This is a genomic window from Cellulosimicrobium sp. BMG9.22 (assembly GCF_059159975.1).
Window position 1 is genome coordinate 1 of record NZ_JBZGBY010000035.1, and the last position, 17,320, is coordinate 17,320.

Sequence of the window (17,320 nt, forward strand, 5' to 3'; positions counted from 1 at the left end):
ACTGTTTCAGTCTCGAACAACTGCTACGCCTGAGCAACGTCGAGGGGCGCGGGGCCGAGCCTCCGCGCCCCTCGACTCTCTACCAGAGCATGATCTGCGACCGGGAGCACCCGCGATGAAGACAACCACCTTCACGGCCAGCAATGGTCCGACCTCGAGACCGGCCCGGCCAGGTGCCGAACTGTCAGCAATCCTCGCGGGAATCATCGCGCTGTTCGTGACGGTGGTGAACCCCTATGCCGGGCTATTCGTCGGCCTTGCTGGAGTTGCCTTGGCAACGCTTTGCCTTGTTCGCAAGGAAGGCCGCTTGGCCTGGATCCTATCCGGACTGGCCGTCGCTGGCGTAGCGGCGTTCATCGGCGCGGGCTACGCCCTTCTTTCTCTCCCAGCAGACGAAGTAGTCGGACCGGACAAGTCCGTGAACACGGTGCAGACCGTCGCGCCCCAGGATTGACGTGCCGCCAGAGCTGGCAACAAGGCGGGTAGCGTTCACAGCTCAGTGACTACGCAGCGGGGTCGGATCGATCGACGCGACTCGTGTGAATGAGGAGAGGGAAGCGCCCTCATACCGACGCGGGGACCTCGTCGCGCTTGCGCGCGTCGCGGGCGGGCGCGGCGTCGGCCGCCCGTGCTGAGTCGAGGTCGCCGGCCGGCGCGGCTTCGGTCGGGTCGGTCGTGGTTGCGGCTGTCTGGCTCGCCCCGATGGTGCCCAACGGCGCGGGCCACGGCTCGTCTGCCTGCTCGCCCGCGTCGCGGCGGACCGGCCCGGCGTACCGGTGGACGACGACCGCGAGCGGTGCCACGAGGACGCCGCACACCAGGCCCCACGCGAGACCGGCCTCGAGGACGGGCAGGGTGCGTCCGACGTCGGGCAGCACGCCGCCCGACGTGACGGTCGAGACCACGACGGGCACCACCGAGGCGAGCACCGCGCCCGCGACGCACGCGAACCACACGGCGAGCAGCAGCGACCAGCGGCCCGCGGCCGGGGGGAGACGCCGGGCGGCGAGCGCGGTGAGGGTCGCGACGACCAGCCCCACGACGGCGGGCAGGGCCAGCGCGACCGGGTCGTCGAGCAGCTCGTCGCGGTAGATCGAGAGCTGCGCGGCGGGGAGCAGGACGACGTCGCGCGCGACCCCCCAGGTGGACTGCGGGTCGACGGAGCCCGTGACGAGCGTGCGCGTCACGCCGACGCCGGCCCACAGGGCGGCCGTCACGACGCCGGTGGTGAGCGCGACGGGCCAGGCGCGCACCGTCGTCGGCTGCCGGGTGTGCCGCGTCCCGGCCGGGTCGTCGCGCCGGTCCAGGAGCACGCGCGTCATGACGACCGCGAGCGCGACCGGCAACCCGTTCACGAGCCCCCAGTACCCGCCGAGCGCGGCCGCGACGACGCCCTCGACCGTGTCCGCCGTCCAGGGCAGCGGGAGCGTGACGCCCGCGAACCACGCGACCGAGCCGGCCAGCACGGACGCGGCGACGACCGAGAACCAGACGGCGAGGAGCACGGCCCAGCCGCCGGTGCCCGCGGGCAGGCGCCGCACCGCGAGGAACGTGCCGGTCGCGACGACCGCGCCCGCGAGCGCCGCCGCCAGGACGGTGCTCCCCGACACGGGCTCCCCGCCGGCCACGAGGCCGGTCGGGTGGGGCAGCACGGCCCGCACGACGGCGCCCGGCAGGACGGGCGACGAACCGGCGGACAGCCAGTCGGCGGTCTGCCCGGTGACGACCCACAGCACGGCGGTGAGCAGTCCTGCGACGACGACGGCGGGGGCGGTCCTCGATGACGGCATCCTGCGAGGGTAGTGGCACCGCGGGGCGGCGCACCGACCTGTTCGCGACGCCTGTCATGCTCGGGACCTGCCGGACATCCTCTTCTGCCCGGCATGTCCGTGCTCTCCGCGGCGTCCGGGGTCCTGGGGGAGAGGTCCCCATGGTGCGCGGTCGGGCCCTTCGGCTACGGTCGACCGGCACGGACGGCCGACGGACAGAGGAGCACGGCGTGAGCCAGGGGATGTGGGGCGCTGACGTCGAGGACCTGCGCAGGTTGGCGTCGGACATGAGCGCCGCGGGCGACCGGCTGCGGTCCGTCGGATCGACGATCACGCCGCTCGTCTCCAGCGGTCGCTGGCAGGGACCGGACCAGCAGCAGTTCCTCGGCGACTGGACGAACGTCGCGCGGCCGGCCCTCCAGAACGTCGCCGACCTGCTCGCGACGCAGTCGGACCTGCTCCGCGGGCACGCCGACCAGCAGGAGACGACCTCCGCCGCGGGTGGCGCCGGCGGGCCGGGAGGCCCCGGCGGACCGGGAGGCCCCGGAGGCCCGTGGGGGCCCGGTGGTCCGGGTGGTCCCTGGGGCCCGGGTGGCCCTGGTCCGTGGGGCCCGGGTGGCCCTGCCGGCCCCTGGGGGCCCGCCGGCCCGTGGGGTCCCGGCGGCCCGCAGAGCGGCGACGACGGCGGCGGCTTCCCGGACTGGATCGCCGACATCGACGACATCGTCGGCGGCATCGGCGGGCTCGCCGACGCGACGCTCGGGGCGCTCGAGAAGTACGAGATCTTCACGGCACCGGGCTGGGCGACCGGGGGTCTGAGCGTGCTCGGGATCGGGCTCGGGTTGTGGCAGACGGTCGAGGGCGCCACCGAGATCGCCGACGGCATCCTCGACGGCAACGGGTGGGCGATCGGCGACGGTGCGATCTCCGTCGGGCTCGGCGGTGCGGGCGTGGTCACGGGATCGCTCGGCCTCGCGGCGGCGACCGGGTTCCTCGCGTCCAACCCCGTCGGGTGGGGTGTCGCCGCGGGCCTCGCGGTGGGCGGCCTCGCGTGGTGGGGCTTGCAGGAGGCCACGCCCCCGGGCATGGAGACCACGGAGTGGATCGCGACCTGGCCCGGGGAGGTCGCGAACTTTGCGGGTGACGTCGGGTCGAACATCGCCGACGCCGCGGGAGACGCGTGGGAGTCCGCGGGCGACGCGGCCGAGGACGTCGTGGACGGCGCGGCCGAGTTCGTCGACGACGTCACCTCGCCGCTGAGAGACCTCTTCTCGTTCGGATAGATTCGGCCCTACCCCGAGCCGTAGCCATAGCCGCCCCGCCTGCCCTGCCGACTCCGGCGACGTGCCGGCCGACGACCCTGAGACGCACCGACACCATCTGGAGAGACCGTGGCTGCACCCAGCACGTTCCCGCTGACCACCTTCGAGCTCGCGGCCCTCGTCGCGCTCGCGCCGGGGCCGGCTGCGACGCAGTCGGCGATGTCGCTGCGGCTCCCCGACCCGGCGACCGACCCGCAGTCCAAGCGTGCGGGGCTCTCGTCGCTGCTCGTGCGCGAGCTGGCGACGATCGAGGGCACGCAGATCCGCGCCGAGGGGTTGGCGGGCGCGGTCGCGGGGGCCCTGACCACCGCCGAGACGTGGGTCGAGGTCGGCGTCGCCCGGCGCGCGAGCGCCGACGCCGCCGTCCTCGTGGGCAGCGCGAAGGGCGCGCTCATGATCACGCCGCGCGGGTACGACGTGTGGAACACGCTCGCCGTCGCGCAGGGGACCGACCTCGTGGAGGCCGGCGTCGACCTCGCCGCGCGCGGTGTCGACGTCACCCCCGACGGCGAGCCCGTCGCCGTCACGGTCAAGGTCGTCACGCTCGACGGCAGCACCACGGCGAGCGCGCACCGGGACGAGGACGGCGCATGGCAGGTCGCGCTCGAGCCCGCAGACGCGGAGGGCCGGCTCACCGTGCAGCCGGGGACGCTGGACGACCAGGCCGCCGCGCTCGGTCGCGTCCGGGACGCGCTGCGATGAGCGGCCACGGTCCGAACGGGCCCGTCGCCGGGCCGCCACCGACCGACCCGGCCACTGCGCGCAGGCTGCGGAGGTTCGCCGCCTCGCTCACCGTCGTCACAGTGCTCTTCCTCGTCGTCCCGGTCGTGGTCGTGCTCGTCGCGCCGCCGGACGACGACGGCGACCGGTGGTTCGGTGCCGTCACGGCCTTCGCCACAGGGCTGTTCCTGCTGTGGGCGCTGGTCAAGGTCCGCACGTCGGCGGCCTGGAAGCAGGCCGCCGCGCAGCGCGCGCACGAGCGCGGTCGACCGCCCGCCTGACCGTCGGCGACCTGCGCGCAGATCGCGGCAACGTCTTTCCGTGCCCGCGGGCGCGGTGTACGGCCTGCTGGGCCCCAACGGCGCCGGCAAGACGACCACGGTCGACATCCTGTCCACCCTGCTGACCGCCGAAGGGGGGGAGGTCCGCGTCGCCGGGCACGACGTCCGTCACGGGGCGCGCGAGGTGCGCGAGGCGCGACAGCTGGATCCTCACGCTCGCCTCGCAGCCGCCCGGGACGGTCGCGGAGGCGGTGACGGGCAAGGCGGAGCTGCTGGACGACCCGGAGTTCGTCGACGTCTTCCGCGCCCTCGACTCGGTCCCGGCGGGGCGCCGTCTGAAGGCGTTGCTCGAGGAGCGCGGGTCGGGCTGGACCCGGCTGGAACGCGCGGCCCGCCGACCTGCGGCGGGGATGCTGTCGACCGAGCGATGAGTTCTCGACGGGCCGGGCGTCTGCACCGACGAGACCGCCGCACCCGCGGCGGGCACACCACGGCGATGCGGAGACGACCATGAGCGAGCGCAAGACGTACACCCTGGACGTGCCGGGCGCCGTCCTCACCTACGACGTGTGGACGCCGGACACCGCGAGCGACCTGCCGCCCGTCGTCGTCATGGCCTCGCCCATGGGAGCGTCCGGGCTGGAGCAGCTCGCAGCCCTGCTCGACGACCGCGTCGTCGTCACGTACGACCCGCGAGGTGCCGAGCGCAGCACGCTCGCGCCCGACGGAGAGGTGTCGGTCGAGCGGCACGCCGACGACCTGCACCGCGTCGTCGCGGAGCTCGGCCTCGGGCCGGTCGACGTGTTCGGCTCGAGCGGCGGCGGTGTCGTGGGGCTCTCCTGGATCGAGCAGCACCCGGGCGACGTGCGGACGTTCGTGTCGCACGAGCCGCCGATCACGACGCTCCTCGAGGACCGCGAGATCGCGACCACGGTCCAGGCCGACATCGTCGAGACCTACCGCCGTGAGGGGTTCGGCCCCGCGATGGCGAAGTTCGTCGCGCTGGTGAGCCACCAGGGCCCTCTGCCCGCGGACTACCTCGACCGGCCCGCGCCCGACCCGGCCATGTTCGGGATGCCCAGCGAGGACGACGGGTCGCGCGACAGCCTGCTGCTCGGTCGGAACCTCGCCACGATGCCGTCGTGGTCCCCGGACGGTGACGCCCTGCGCGCGTCGGGCGTGCGGATCGTGCCCGGGGTGAGCGCCCAAGGTGAGGGGACGATGGCGTGGCGCGGCGGCGCGGCGCTCGCCGAGCTGCTGGGCGTCGAGGTCGTGACGTTCCCCGGTGACCACATCGGCTTCACGGTCAACGAGTGGGCGCCCGACAACGACCCGGCGGCGTTCGCCGCGGCGCTGCGCGAGGTGCTCGCCGGCTGAGGTGGCCCCTCTCGGGGAGGTCTCCGAGGGGAGTGTCGATGAGGAGTGGACTTTTGCTTGTTGTCGACACAACTTTCGCCTCACTGTTGACACCGGTGTCTGATTGCGGTGTCATGAATTGCCTCCGGGAACCGACCGGGGGACCGGGCGTCGTGCAGGGCAGCACGACGTCGGGCCGACAGCCGACCGCACGCACCGACGCGTGCCGCACGTCCGACCTGCTGACACCGTCCGACATGAAGACCCCGGGAGCGGGCGAGCCCTGCTCCAGACCCCCCTCGTCCAACGTTCCCGGTGAGCCGGGAGAGCGCTCGCACGCCGTCGCGCGAGCCACCGCGGTACCGGGTCGCGCCATGACGGCGCGACGTCCGGCCGTGGCGTGCGGCCGCCTGGCCGCACCAGCCCGGAAGGAGACCCCATGACTGATCAGACGACCGACGTCGCCCCCCCGCGGAGGCCGCTCTCGAGGCGCGCCCTGCTCGCCGGAGCGGGCGTCGTCGCCGCGAGCCCCGCGGCCGCGCTGCTGCTCGGCGCCCAGGGCAGCGTCGCCGCGATGCCGCCCGCCACCTCGGCCGCCGCGGCACCCGTCGCGGCGACCACGACCGTCCGCAAGATCACGATGTACGCCGAGCGGATCTCCGACACGCTCGTCGGCTACGGGCTCGAGCCCGGCAAGGCGACGGTCCCCGGCCCGATCCTCGAGATGTGGGAGGGCGAGACCCTCGAGATCACGCTCGTCAACACGACCGACCAGCGGCTCTCGATCCACCCGCACGGCGTCAACTACGACGTGAACAGCGACGGCAGCCCGTTCAACGACTCGTTCAACGAGCCCGGCGAGACGCGCACGTACGTGTGGTCGACGACGAAGATGGCGCGCGACCGCGGCATCTGGATGCCCGGGAGCGCGGGCTACTGGCACTACCACGACCACGCGTGGGGCGACCACGGGACCCAGGGCGTCACGGCCGGTCTGTACGGCGCGCTCGTCGTGCGGCGGGTCGGGGACGTCCTGCCGGAGAAGCAGTACACCGTCGTGTTCAACGACATGCTCATCAACAACCTCGCGGCTCCGAACACCCCCATGTTCGAGGCGAAGCAGGGCGAGCGGGTCGAGTTCATCTGCATCGGCCACGGCAACACCCTCCACACGTTCCACCTGCACGCGCACCGGTGGGCCAACAACCGCACCGGCCTGCTGCGCGGCACCGACGACCCGAGCCAGGTGGTGGACAACCGCGACCTCAACCCGGGCGACTCGTTCGGGTTCCAGGTCGTCGCGGGGCTCGGCGTCGGGGCGGGGGCGTGGATGTACCACTGCCACGTGCAGTTCCACGCCGACGGCGGGATGGCCGGCATCTTCCTCGTCCGCAACGCGGACGGCAGCATGCCGCCCGGCGCGCAGGAGTCCATCGACCGCTTCCAGGGCCACGGCAGCCACACCATGTCGTCGGGCACGTCGACAGGAACGGCCGCGACGCCCGGAGCCACGGCTCCAGGCGGCACGGGACCCGACCTCGCCGGCCACGCCGGCCACTGACCCCGGCCGTCGTCCCCTACCCACGCCCCACCACCCCGTTCGGCTCCCGGGTCTCGCCGGGAGTGCCGCACCGATGACGAAGGAGTTGGAGAGTGCTATCCAGAGCAACGTCCCCCCGAACGAGAGGGCGCTCCCGACCGGGAACCCTCAGAGCCCTGGCCGTCGGCCTGTCGAGCGCCGCGCTCGTCGCGAGCGTCGCGGTGGTCCCGGCGACCGCGCAGGTCACCGCGTCAGGGTCCTCCGTGGCGTCCGCCTCGACGGGACCCGTCACGACGGCGCCCGTCGCCGCGGCGACCACCGCTGCACCCGTCCGTGTCCTCGTCTTCCACGGCGCGCCTGACGCGCAGGACGACCCCGTGGTCGCCGCGACCGCGGCGCTCGCCGAGCTCGGTGCCGCCAACGGCTTCGAGGTCGAGGCGTCGTCCGACCCGGCGATCTTCTCCCAGGCGTCGCTCGGCGAGTACCGCGGCGTCGTCATGCTGGCGGCCGAGGGCGTCGAGCTGAGCGCCGAGCAGGAGGCAGCCCTCAAGTCGTACGTCAACGGCGGCGGCGGCTTCCTCGGCGTGCGCGACGCCGCGCGCGCCCAGGAGGCCTCGCAGTGGTTCACGGGCCTGATCGGCACGCGGATCGCGGGCGCGCAGCCCGACGCGGAGGACGTCGCGGAGGTCACCGCGACGGCCGAGAACCCGCCGAACGAGGACGCGCCGAACCTCGTCGACGGCGACCCGGGCACCAAGTGGCTCGCGTTCGCGCCGACGGCGACCATCACGGTGCGCCTCGAGGAGCCGACGGACCTCGTGCGCTACACGCTCACGTCGGCCAACGACAGCAGCGAGCGCGACCCGAACACGTGGACGCTCCAGGGGTCGACCGACGGTCAGACGTGGGTGGACGTGGACGCGCGCAGCGGCGAGACGTTCCCCCAGCGCTTCCTGCCCAAGGACTACGACGTCGAGTCCGACACCGCGTACGAGTGGTTCCGCCTCAACATCACCAAGAACGGCAGCGGTGGGCTGCTCCAGCTCGCGGAGCTGTCGTTCTTCGACGCCGAGTCCGTCGAGCAGCCGGAGCCGGAGATCCCGGTCTCCGCGCGCACGGTCGACCTCGTCGACCGCCAGCACCCGGCCTCGGCGAGCCTGCCGCTCACGTGGGACCGCGAGGACAAGTGGCTCGACTGGTCGGACGACCCGGCCGGCGAGGTCCACACGGTCGCGACGCTCGAGCCGGGCGCCGAGTCCGGCCCGTCGACGTCGCCGTTCCAGCCCGTGTCCTGGTGCCGTGACTACGACGGCGGCCGCTCGTTCTTCACCGGCATGGGCGGCACGCCCGAGAGCTGGGCCGACGAGTCGTTCCGCACGCACCTGCTCGGCGCGCTGCAGTGGACGACGGGCGTCGCGCGCGGCGACTGCCAGGCGACCATCGCGTCGAACTACACGGCCGAGCGTCTGTCCGAGGTGAACACGCCCGGCACGCTGGACCAGAACGGCGAGCAGCACGGCCTGACGATCGCGCCCGACGGCACGGTCTTCTACATCGGCCGTGGCGCCTGCGCCACTGGCCCGATCGCCCCGTGGAGCGACCCGAACGTGGGCCTCGGCTGCGGCACGATCCACCAGTGGGACCCGGAGACGGGTGAGGCGAAGCTGCTCACGACGCTCGACGTCATGGGCAACCGCGGCAGCGGCGACGAGCTCGTGAAGAACGAGGAGGGGCTGCTCGGCATCGTCCCCGACCCGGACTTCGCGAACAACCACTGGATCTACGTGTACTGGATGCCGCACGAGAACATCGACCGTGAGCGCCGCGTCGGCTACCGCACGATCTCGCGGTTCACGTACGACCCGGCGACCCCGACGATCGACCAGAGCACGCGCGTCGACCTGATGGAGTGGGAGACGCAGATCCACAGCTGCTGCCACGCGGGCGGCGGCATGGCGTTCGACGACGAGGGCAACCTCTACATCGGGTCCGGCGACAACAACTCGTCCGGCGGCTCGAACGGGTACTCCGGCAACAACTGGACGCAGGAGTACGCGGGCATCAGCTTCCAGGACGCGCGCCGCACGTCGGGCAACACGAACGACCTCAACGGCAAGATCCTGCGGATCCACCCCGAGGCCGACGGCACGTACACGATCCCCGACGACAACCTGTTCCCGGTGGGCGAGTACCCCGCGGACAAGACGCGTCCCGAGATCTACGTCATGGGCGTGCGCAACATCTCGCGCCTGCAGATCGACCCCGACACGGACTGGCTGACCGCCGCCTGGGTCGGGCCGGACGCCGGCAGCCCGAACCCCGAGCTCGGCCCGGCCAAGTACGAGACCGCGACGATCATCACGTCCGCGGGCAACCAGGGCTGGCCGTACTGCATGGGCAACAAGCAGCCGTACCGTGACCGGAGCAACGAGGACGCGAGCGTCCTCACCGGCTGGTACGACTGCGACAACCCGAAGAACACGTCGCCGCGCAACACCGGCCTCGTGGACCTTCCGCCGGTGCGCGACAACATGATCTGGTACTCGCCGTCCGGCGGCGGCCCGGTCTTCCCGGACCGCGGCAACGGCATCCCGACGTACGAGAACGACGACGCGACCTACACCATCCCGTGGCTGCGGGGTGGCGGCCAGGCCGTCATGTCCGGTCCCACCTACCGGCAGTCGCAGGTCGACCCGGAGTCCGACGTCGCGTGGCCGTCGTACTGGGAGGGCAAGTGGTTCATCGGTGACCAGACGAACCCGAACAACCGCGTCGCGGTGACGGTCGACCCGGACGCGGTCGCCGACCAGGGCGCTCCGGCGTTCATGGAGGACCTGCGTCACATCATCCCGGGCGGTCGCGGTGACGGGCTGCTGCAGAGCTGGATGGACGCGAAGTTCGGTCCGGACGGCGCGCTGTACATGGTCGACTACGCGGGCGGCTTCTTCAGCCTCGACCCGAACCAGAAGCTCATGCGGATCACCTACCAGGGCGGGGCTCCGACCCCGGCACCGGCGGCGTCGGCGACGAGCATCCAGGGCGACCCCCTGAAGGTGCAGTTCACCGGCTCCCGCTCGGGCGGCGTCTCGTACCACTGGGACTTCGGTGACGGCGGGACGTCGACCAAGGCGAACCCGACGCACACCTACCCGCGCGTCGGCGAGTACGAGGCCACCCTCACGGTGACCTACGCCGACGGTTCCACGGAGAAGGTCACGGCCGACGCGTCGACCGTGTGCACCCTGCCGGACCAGCGCGAGACGGTGTTCTTCGGCGAGTTCGACTCCGGTGTCGAGAACCTCGACCTGGGCGGCTGCACGATCAACGACCTGTTCCAGGACGAGAAGGAGTGGAAGTCGCACAACGCGTTCCTGCGGCACGTGCGTGCCGTGGCGGCGAGCCTGTTCGACGACAGCCGCATCACCGGCGACCAGCGACGGGACCTCATCGACGCGGCGGCACGTTCCCAGATCGGCGTCGAGCCGGGCGGGTACCGGACGATCTTCGACGGCACCCAGGACTCGCTGTTCGACTGGGAGCAGGCACCCGGGGGCGAGTTCACGCTCGAGCCGGGCGGCTCGATCCGCTCGAAGGGCGGGCTGGGCATGCTCTGGTACGCGGGCGAGGAGCTCGGAGACTTCTCCGTCAAGCTGCTCTACCGCGACGTCTCGGAGGGTGACCACTTCGCCAACGCGGGCGTGTTCACCCGGTTCCCGAACCCGAACGAGCCCGGCGACGCCGAGTGCGCCGAGGGTCAGTCCCCGGCGTGGGTCGCGATCTCGTGCGGTCACGAGATCCAGATCTACGACGGCCCGACGGGCGAGCCGCAGAAGACGGGCTCGGTCTACAACTTCGACCCGCTCGGCCTGAACACCGGCGGCGAGAAGCCCAAGGGCGAGTGGAACGAGTACGAGATCCGGGTGGTCGGGCAGCAGTACACGATCATCCGCAACGGCGTCGTGATCAACGAGTGGGAGAACACGCCGGGCCAGGAGTCGTCGCGTGCGGGCGACCCGCCGACCGACCTGCGCCAGTTCGAGAGCGGCTTCATCGGGCTGCAGAACCACGGGAACTCGGACCTCATCGAGTTCCGCGACATCCGCGTGGCCGACCTGTAGCACCCGCCCGGTGGTCCGCCGTCGTGCAGCACGACGGCGGACCACCGGTCCGCACCCGGCCTCACCGGGCCGGGCCGACGGACGCGCACCACCGATCTCGCACCACAGACCTCGCACCAACGACGCACGAGGAGTGCATCCCATGGAACGACGTACCGGCCCTGGCGACACCCGTCGCACGGGCGCCAGGCGGCTCGTGGCCGCCGCGGTCGCCGGCCTCACCGCCGCGACGGTGTTCACCGTCGCGCCGGCGACGGCGGCCCCCACAGCTCCGACCACAGCCCCGAGCGCGACCTCGCTCGCGTCCGCCGCGGACGCCACCGTCGCCGCCGCCCAGGTCCTCACCTGGACCGGCGACAACAGCGTGAGCGACTACAAGACCTTCCCCGCGACCGCCGAGGCAGGCCCCGCGACGGTCATGTTCGAGAACAGCCTCGCGACCGGCAACACGTTCGGCATGAGCCACACGCTCACGTTCGACACGACGACGCCGGGCTACAACCACGACGTGGACCTCAACATCCTCGCGAGCCCGTTCGACGCGAAGGGCGGGCTGCACGAGGCCGAGGTCACCTTCACCCCCGGGACGTACCGCTACTTCTGCGCCATCCCGGGCCACGGCGAGATGTGGGGCGAGCTCGTCGTCACCGACGGCGGCGGCGGGGGCGACGACACGACCGCGCCCTCCGCGACCGCCCAGGTCACGGGCGAGCAGGACGGCGACGGCGCGTACGTCGGCGGCGCGACGGTCACGCTCGCCGCGACCGACGACGGCTCCGGCGTCGCGGGCATCGAGTACGACCTCGACGGCGCGGGCTGGACGGCGTACGACGAGCCGCTCGTGGTCGACGCCGTCGGCGCGCACACGCTGCAGTTCCGCGCGACCGACGTCGCCGGCAACACGTCCGAGGCCCAGACGGCGACGTTCACCGTCGTCGAGGGCTCCGGCGAGGAGGACACGACCGCCCCGACGGTCGAGCCCATGCTCATGGGTGAGCAGGACGAGAACGGTGCCTACGTCGGCACGGCCTCCTTCATGCTCCACGCCTCGGACGAGGGTTCGGGCGTGGCGTCGGTCGAGTACCAGCTCGACGGCGGCGCATGGCTGCCCTACACCACGACGGTGCCGTTCACCGAGCTCGGCGAGCACACCGTCTCCTACCGCGCGACCGACGTCGCGGGCAACGTGTCCGAGACCGGCTCGCTCACCTTCACCGTCGTCGCGGGCGGCGAGGACGACACGACCGCCCCGACCGTGGCCGCCGAGGTCACGGGCGAGCAGGACGACAACGGCGCGTTCGTCGGGTCCGCCACGGCGACGCTCACCGCGACGGACGACGCGTCCGGCGTCGAGAGCGTCGAGTACGACCTCGACGGTGCCGGCTGGGCCCCGTACACGGAGCCGGTCGTCGTCGACGAGCCGGGCGAGCACACGCTCGTCTACCGGGCCACCGACGCCGCGGGCAACGTGTCCGAGGAGACCGTCACGGAGTTCGTCGTCGTCGCCGACGCCGGCGAGGACACCACGGCCCCGACGGTCGCCAACGAGGTCAGCGGTACGCAGGACGACGAGGGCGCCTACGTGGGCTCCGCGTCCGTCCTGCTCACCGCGACCGACGACGGCTCGGGCGTCGCGTCCGTCGAGTACGACCTCGACGGTGCCGGCTGGGCCCCGTACACCGAGGCCGTCGTCGTCGACGAGCCGGGCCAGCACACGCTGGCCTACCGCGCGACCGACGAGGCGGGCAACGTCTCGGAGCCCGCGACGGTCACGTTCGCCGTCGTGGCCGGCGACGGGAGCGACGTCGTCGCCCCCGCGGTCGACCACCGCGTGTACGCCGGGGAGAAGAACGAGGCCGGGGAGTACGTCGGCAACGTCTTCCTGCGGCTGCGCGCGACCGACGCCGGCTCCGGCGTCGCGTCCGTCGAGTACCAGGTCGACGGCGGCGCGTGGACCCCGTACGCGCAGCAGATCTCGGTGCGCACCCCGGGCGAGCACACCGTGACGTACCGGGCCACGGACGTCGCGGGCAACGTGTCGGCGCCCCAGACCGTCACGTTCGTCATCGAGGGCGGAGAGGACCCCGGCGAGGGTCCCGAGGTCACCGCGGGCGTGGGCGGCAGCCGCACGCGCGACGGCGCGTTCGTCGGCCGGGCGACGGTGACGCTCACCGCCGTCGACGAGGAGTCGGGGATCGACCGTGTCGAGTTCCAGGTCGACGGCGGCACGTGGCAGCGCTACGCCGCCCCGTTCGTCCTCGCGGCCGACGGCGAGCACGTCGTGCGGTACCGCGCGGTGAACGGCGCCGGCGTCGAGCGGACGGGCGAGGTCGCGTTCACGATCCTCGCGCTGAGCCGTGACCGTTGCCAGGGTTCGGACGTGCGGCCGACCGTCATCATCGACGGCAACGACAGCACGGTCCAGAACTTCGACGACGGCGAGGGCTGCACGGTCAACGACCACATCGCCGAGGGCGACGAGTACCAGACCCACCGCGAGTTCGTCCAGCACGTCCGCGACGTGACGTTCGACCTCGTCGACCTGGGCGTGCTCGTCGGCGCGGAGCGTCAGCTCATCATCGCGGCAGCCGAGCTCTCGAACATCGGCCGCTGACGGCTGATCTCCCGGGGTAGCCCCGGGGGACTGCCGAACACGACATGAGGGTCGTTATCCGTGGGATAACGACCCTCATGTCGTGCTCGAGCGCGCGCAACGTCGTGCTCGGAGGTCACGCGCCGCGCGCGAAGGCTCGGCCTGCCGAGGCGAACGCCACGGCGACCAGCACGAAGCCGAGCGCGTTGAGCGGCTGGAAGAGCCACCCGCCGAGGAGGATCACGGGGAACGAGACGACGAGCAGCGCTGCCGCCCATCGGGGAACGGTCCGGCCGCGCCACAGGGCGATGCCGAGGAGCACCATCCCCACGAAGCTCAACGGGACGAAGACCATGCCTCCGAGCGTCGGCGCCTGGTAGGAGTCGGCCTGTGCGAGGACACGCTCCACGGTCGCGACGTCGACCCCGGCGCTCGTCGCCGCACCGGCGATCGCGTCGTAGGCGATCCCACCGAAGCCCATCGCGGTGAACCCGAGGTAAGCGGCGACCAGCCCTGCGGTGCCGATCCGGCGCGATCCTCGCCGGGCGACGATTCCTGTGACGATCACCCCGATCCCGATCGTCAGGACGAACAGCAGCATCATCCAGAACGACAGCTGCACGCGACCGGTCTCGGTCCCCATGAGGGGGATCCAGACCGCGGGAGGATCACCGAGGGAGTAGGGGATCGAGAGCGACCAGCCTGCCATCGCGAGAGGGCCGATCGGTGCGACGAGACCCAGCACCGCGCGCCACCTCGGGCGGGAATCGATGCCGGCGTGCGCGGTCGAGGTGGCGGTCGCCATGGTGGCCTCCGAGGTCGTAGAAGTACTGTCCTTGCGAACCTACGGAGCAGGCGGACCGACCGGCATCGGTGCCAGCGCCGATGTTCCGTCCCCGCGCCCGCGGTCTCCTGGCCGGACGGTGACGCTCAGCCAACCTCGGCCCGGCCGAGCCAGGCCAAGGCCGCGCGCACCCGCCGGTTCTCGTCGGCGTTCGGTGCGAGGTCGAGCTTGACCATGAGGGAGCGCACGTGCGCGTCGACGGTCCGCTCCGAGACGAACAGCCGGCGGGCGATCGCGGCGTTCGACAGTCCCTCGGCGATGAGACCGAGCACGTCGCGTTCGCGCCCGCTCAGTGCGGTGAGGCCTGATGCCGACCCGAGCAGGCGTTCGACGATGCTCGGGTCGATCGCCGTGCCTCCGGCCGCGACGCGGCGTAGCGTCGCGACGAAGCCGTCGAGATCGAGCACCCGGTCCTTGAGGAGGTAGCCGAACCTCTCGGTCCGCCCATCGGCGAGAGCCAACGCCAGGCCCGGCTCGACGACGTGCGACAGGACGACGACGGCGAGCTCCGGGTAGCGGTCCCGCAGCAGGAGCGCCGCCCGAGCGCCTTCGTCGGTGAACGTGGGCGGCATGCGCACGTCGACGACGACGAGGTCCGGTCGTCGTGAGACGACGGCCGTGATGAGCGCGCTCGCGTCCCCGACCTGCGCGACGACGTCCATCCCGTCGTCGGTGAGCAGCCGGGCGATACTCTGGCGGAGCAGCACGAGGTCCTCGGCGATCACGGCTCGCACGGCAGCACCACCTCGAGCAGCGTTCCGGTCGGTCGCGCATCACTCACCACGAGCCGGCCGCCGACACCTCCGACCCGCTCGGCCAGACCCTGGAGTCCCGTGCCGGCGCGCAGGTCGGCCCCACCCACGCCGTCATCCGTCACCGTGACGCGTGCCGTCCCGCCCTCGACCCGCATGACCACCTCGATCCGGCCGGCCCGGGCGTGCTTGACGGCGTTCGTCACCCCCTCGCACACGGCGAGGTACGCGACCGGCTCGACCATGGGGGGCAATCGTCCGGGCGCGACGTCGACGACGACCGGGACCGGCATGCGCGCCGCGAGCTCGACGAGCGCGGAGCGCAGCCCGTCACGCGCGAGCAGCTCCGGTTCGACTCCCGCCGCCAGCGAGCGCAGGTCGTCGATCGCGCGCCCGAGCCCGTCGACGGCGTCGGTGACTACGAGCTGTGCGTCGGCGGGCAGGCTCCTCTCGGCCATCCGCAGGTCGAGGGCGAGTGCGAGGAGCCTGCCCTGGACGCCGTCGTGCAGGTCGCGCTCGAGGCGCCGCCGTTCCTGTGCGGCAGCGGCGGCCACGGCCCTGTCCGCCGCCGCGAGGCGCGCGTCCCGGTCGCTTACCACGACCTCGAGGGTCGCCCGGTCCAGCAACCCGGACGCGGCATCGAGCACGGTCGCGACGTCCGCGGACCAGGCTTCGGCGTCGCCGTCGCGGGTCACCACGTGCGCAGACGCCGTCGCGGGCGTCGCCGGGGCAGGTACGTCGTCGCCGTCCGTTCCCACCCATCGACCGTCCGGCAGGCGCAGCAGCACCCGAGCATCGTCGTCGAGCACGGTCCGCACGAGCTCGTCGAGAGCAGCGGCGGGCTCGGCGGCGGCGAGCCCGGAGACGGACCGCAGGGCGTCGGCGGTGCGCCCGCGGACGGGATCCATGCGCCGAGCGAGCGAGCGCACCACCCGGCGCCGCGCCGTCGCGACGAGGGCGCCCAGAGCCAGCGTGAGCACGACGGCGAGCAGGATCGCCCCGTCGCCGACCCGGGCGGAGGCGAGGACGGCCAGCGTCGAGGCCAGTGCGGTGAACGGCACGCCGAGCACGAGCGTGAGCAGCCCGGCGGCGCGTGACCCACTGACGCGCACGTCCCCGACGGCCCCCGTCGTCGCGGCGAGCGCCGGGGGCGCGACGAGGAAGGGGAGACAGAAGGCGATCGCGACGCACGCCTCACCCACGGACACCGACAGGATGCCGACCAGGTACGCGAGGAACCCCGCGAGGACGCACAGCGCGATCGTCCACAAGGGCAGGAGCGAGACGATCGCGACGAGCACCACGCGCGGCCGCTGCGGACCGTGAGAGCGTCCGAGCGCCCGCCAAGCCGCGATCGGACCGAGCAGGACCGAGAGCATCCACGGGACCGCCATCGTGATGGCCAACGTGGCCAGGGCGGGCGACGCCCAGATCGGTGGGACGTCCCCGTACGGGGACGACGGCGGGCGCGGCGTCGCGAGGAGCGCGAGCGTCACGCCCACCGCGGAGTATGCGAGCACGACGCGCGTGAGGCGGCGCACCGCGTGGTCGACGACACCCGTGCGTGCGAGGGCGACCACGAACGTGGCCTGCAGAAGCGTGATGGGCGGGACGTACGCGACCTCCTGCGCGGCGACGAGGAGCTGCGCACCGATGCCGCGCATGCCGCCGCGCCCGACGAGGACGGGCACGAGCGCCGCCAGCACGAGATAGAGGAGCACCGCGGTCCCGGTCGCGGCCAGCCAGACGGCGAGCTCACCCGCAGTTCGGCGGGCGACGACGCCGGCGGTGCCGAACAGGACGAGCGTGGCGAGCGCGGCCGGGACGACGAAGATCGGGGAGCTCGCGCCGTCGGAGTAGGCGCCCGCGGAGAAGCCTACGGCGACACCCGCCGAGAGGAGCACCGCGATCACGACGGCGATGGCCGCCGTTCCCTCGACGACGGGCCGCCAGCGCAAGGCCATGCCTCATCGTCCCAGGAGTCGGGGCCGGGCGGAATGGGTGCTGGCACCGAGGGAGAGGTCG

Annotated in this window: 13 protein-coding genes and 1 pseudogene; 10 read left to right on the top strand and 4 right to left on the bottom strand. The window is 72.7% G+C overall.

What is annotated here, in order from left to right; all coding sequences use genetic code 11:
* Nucleotides 1–115: 115 nt before the first annotated feature.
* Nucleotides 116–454, top strand: a complete 339-nt coding sequence (locus AC4H2H_RS17595; protein ID WP_494372119.1) for a hypothetical protein — start codon at nucleotides 116–118, stop codon at nucleotides 452–454.
* 109 nt (nucleotides 455–563) lie between these two features.
* Here the strand turns inward: AC4H2H_RS17595 and AC4H2H_RS17600 are convergent, their stop codons facing one another.
* Nucleotides 564–1,790 (bottom strand): hypothetical protein, encoded by a 1,227-nt coding sequence (locus AC4H2H_RS17600; protein ID WP_494372120.1) that lies wholly within the window; start codon nucleotides 1,788–1,790, stop codon nucleotides 564–566.
* A gap of 209 nt (nucleotides 1,791–1,999) precedes the next feature.
* On the opposite strand from AC4H2H_RS17600, the gene AC4H2H_RS17605 reads away from it, so the two are divergent.
* From AC4H2H_RS17605 to AC4H2H_RS17645, 9 genes and pseudogenes are all read left to right on the top strand, one after another.
* Complete coding sequence (locus tag AC4H2H_RS17605) at nucleotides 2,000–3,052, top strand: WXG100 family type VII secretion target (protein ID WP_494372121.1); 1,053 nt, start codon at nucleotides 2,000–2,002, stop codon at nucleotides 3,050–3,052.
* 108 nt (nucleotides 3,053–3,160) lie between these two features.
* Nucleotides 3,161–3,793: a hypothetical protein gene (locus AC4H2H_RS17610; RefSeq protein WP_494372122.1), complete on the top strand. Its 633-nt coding sequence runs from the start codon at nucleotides 3,161–3,163 to the stop codon at nucleotides 3,791–3,793.
* A complete protein-coding gene (locus AC4H2H_RS17615) occupies nucleotides 3,790–4,092 on the top strand; it encodes a hypothetical protein (RefSeq protein WP_494372123.1) in 303 nt (100 codons plus the stop codon). Before AC4H2H_RS17610 ends, AC4H2H_RS17615 begins: the two co-directional genes overlap by 4 nt.
* Nucleotides 4,093–4,147: 55 nt before the next feature.
* Nucleotides 4,148–4,219, top strand: a pseudogene (locus AC4H2H_RS17620) (ATP-binding cassette domain-containing protein); the annotation flags it as partial.
* Nucleotides 4,220–4,343: 124 nt separating this feature from the next.
* Entirely contained in the window at nucleotides 4,344–4,523 is a 180-nt protein-coding gene (locus tag AC4H2H_RS17625) for a hypothetical protein (protein WP_494372151.1), read from the top strand.
* Between the two features lie 79 nt (nucleotides 4,524–4,602).
* Nucleotides 4,603–5,469, top strand: a complete 867-nt coding sequence (locus AC4H2H_RS17630; RefSeq protein WP_494372124.1) for an alpha/beta fold hydrolase — start codon at nucleotides 4,603–4,605, stop codon at nucleotides 5,467–5,469.
* Between the two features lie 418 nt (nucleotides 5,470–5,887).
* On the top strand, nucleotides 5,888–7,009 hold the full coding sequence (locus AC4H2H_RS17635) for a multicopper oxidase domain-containing protein (RefSeq protein WP_494372125.1): 1,122 nt from the start codon (nucleotides 5,888–5,890) through the stop codon (nucleotides 7,007–7,009).
* Between the two features lie 242 nt (nucleotides 7,010–7,251).
* Entirely contained in the window at nucleotides 7,252–11,106 is a 3,855-nt protein-coding gene (locus AC4H2H_RS17640; RefSeq protein ID WP_494372126.1) for a ThuA domain-containing protein, read from the top strand.
* 142 nt (nucleotides 11,107–11,248) lie between these two features.
* Nucleotides 11,249–13,720: a cupredoxin domain-containing protein gene (locus AC4H2H_RS17645; RefSeq protein WP_494372127.1), complete on the top strand. Its 2,472-nt coding sequence runs from the start codon at nucleotides 11,249–11,251 to the stop codon at nucleotides 13,718–13,720.
* A 115-nt stretch (nucleotides 13,721–13,835) separates the two neighbouring features.
* Here AC4H2H_RS17645 and AC4H2H_RS17650 read toward each other — a convergent pair whose 3' ends face one another.
* From AC4H2H_RS17650 to AC4H2H_RS17660, 3 genes are all read right to left on the bottom strand, one after another.
* A complete protein-coding gene (locus AC4H2H_RS17650; RefSeq protein ID WP_494372128.1) occupies nucleotides 13,836–14,504 on the bottom strand; it encodes a hypothetical protein in 669 nt (222 codons plus the stop codon).
* 125 nt (nucleotides 14,505–14,629) lie between these two features.
* Nucleotides 14,630–15,277, bottom strand: a complete 648-nt coding sequence (locus tag AC4H2H_RS17655; RefSeq protein WP_494372129.1) for a response regulator transcription factor — start codon at nucleotides 15,275–15,277, stop codon at nucleotides 14,630–14,632.
* Complete coding sequence (locus tag AC4H2H_RS17660; protein WP_494372130.1) at nucleotides 15,265–17,259, bottom strand: histidine kinase; 1,995 nt, start codon at nucleotides 17,257–17,259, stop codon at nucleotides 15,265–15,267. The genes AC4H2H_RS17655 and AC4H2H_RS17660 overlap by 13 nt, the downstream gene beginning before the upstream one ends.
* Between the last annotated feature and the right edge of the window lie 61 nt (nucleotides 17,260–17,320).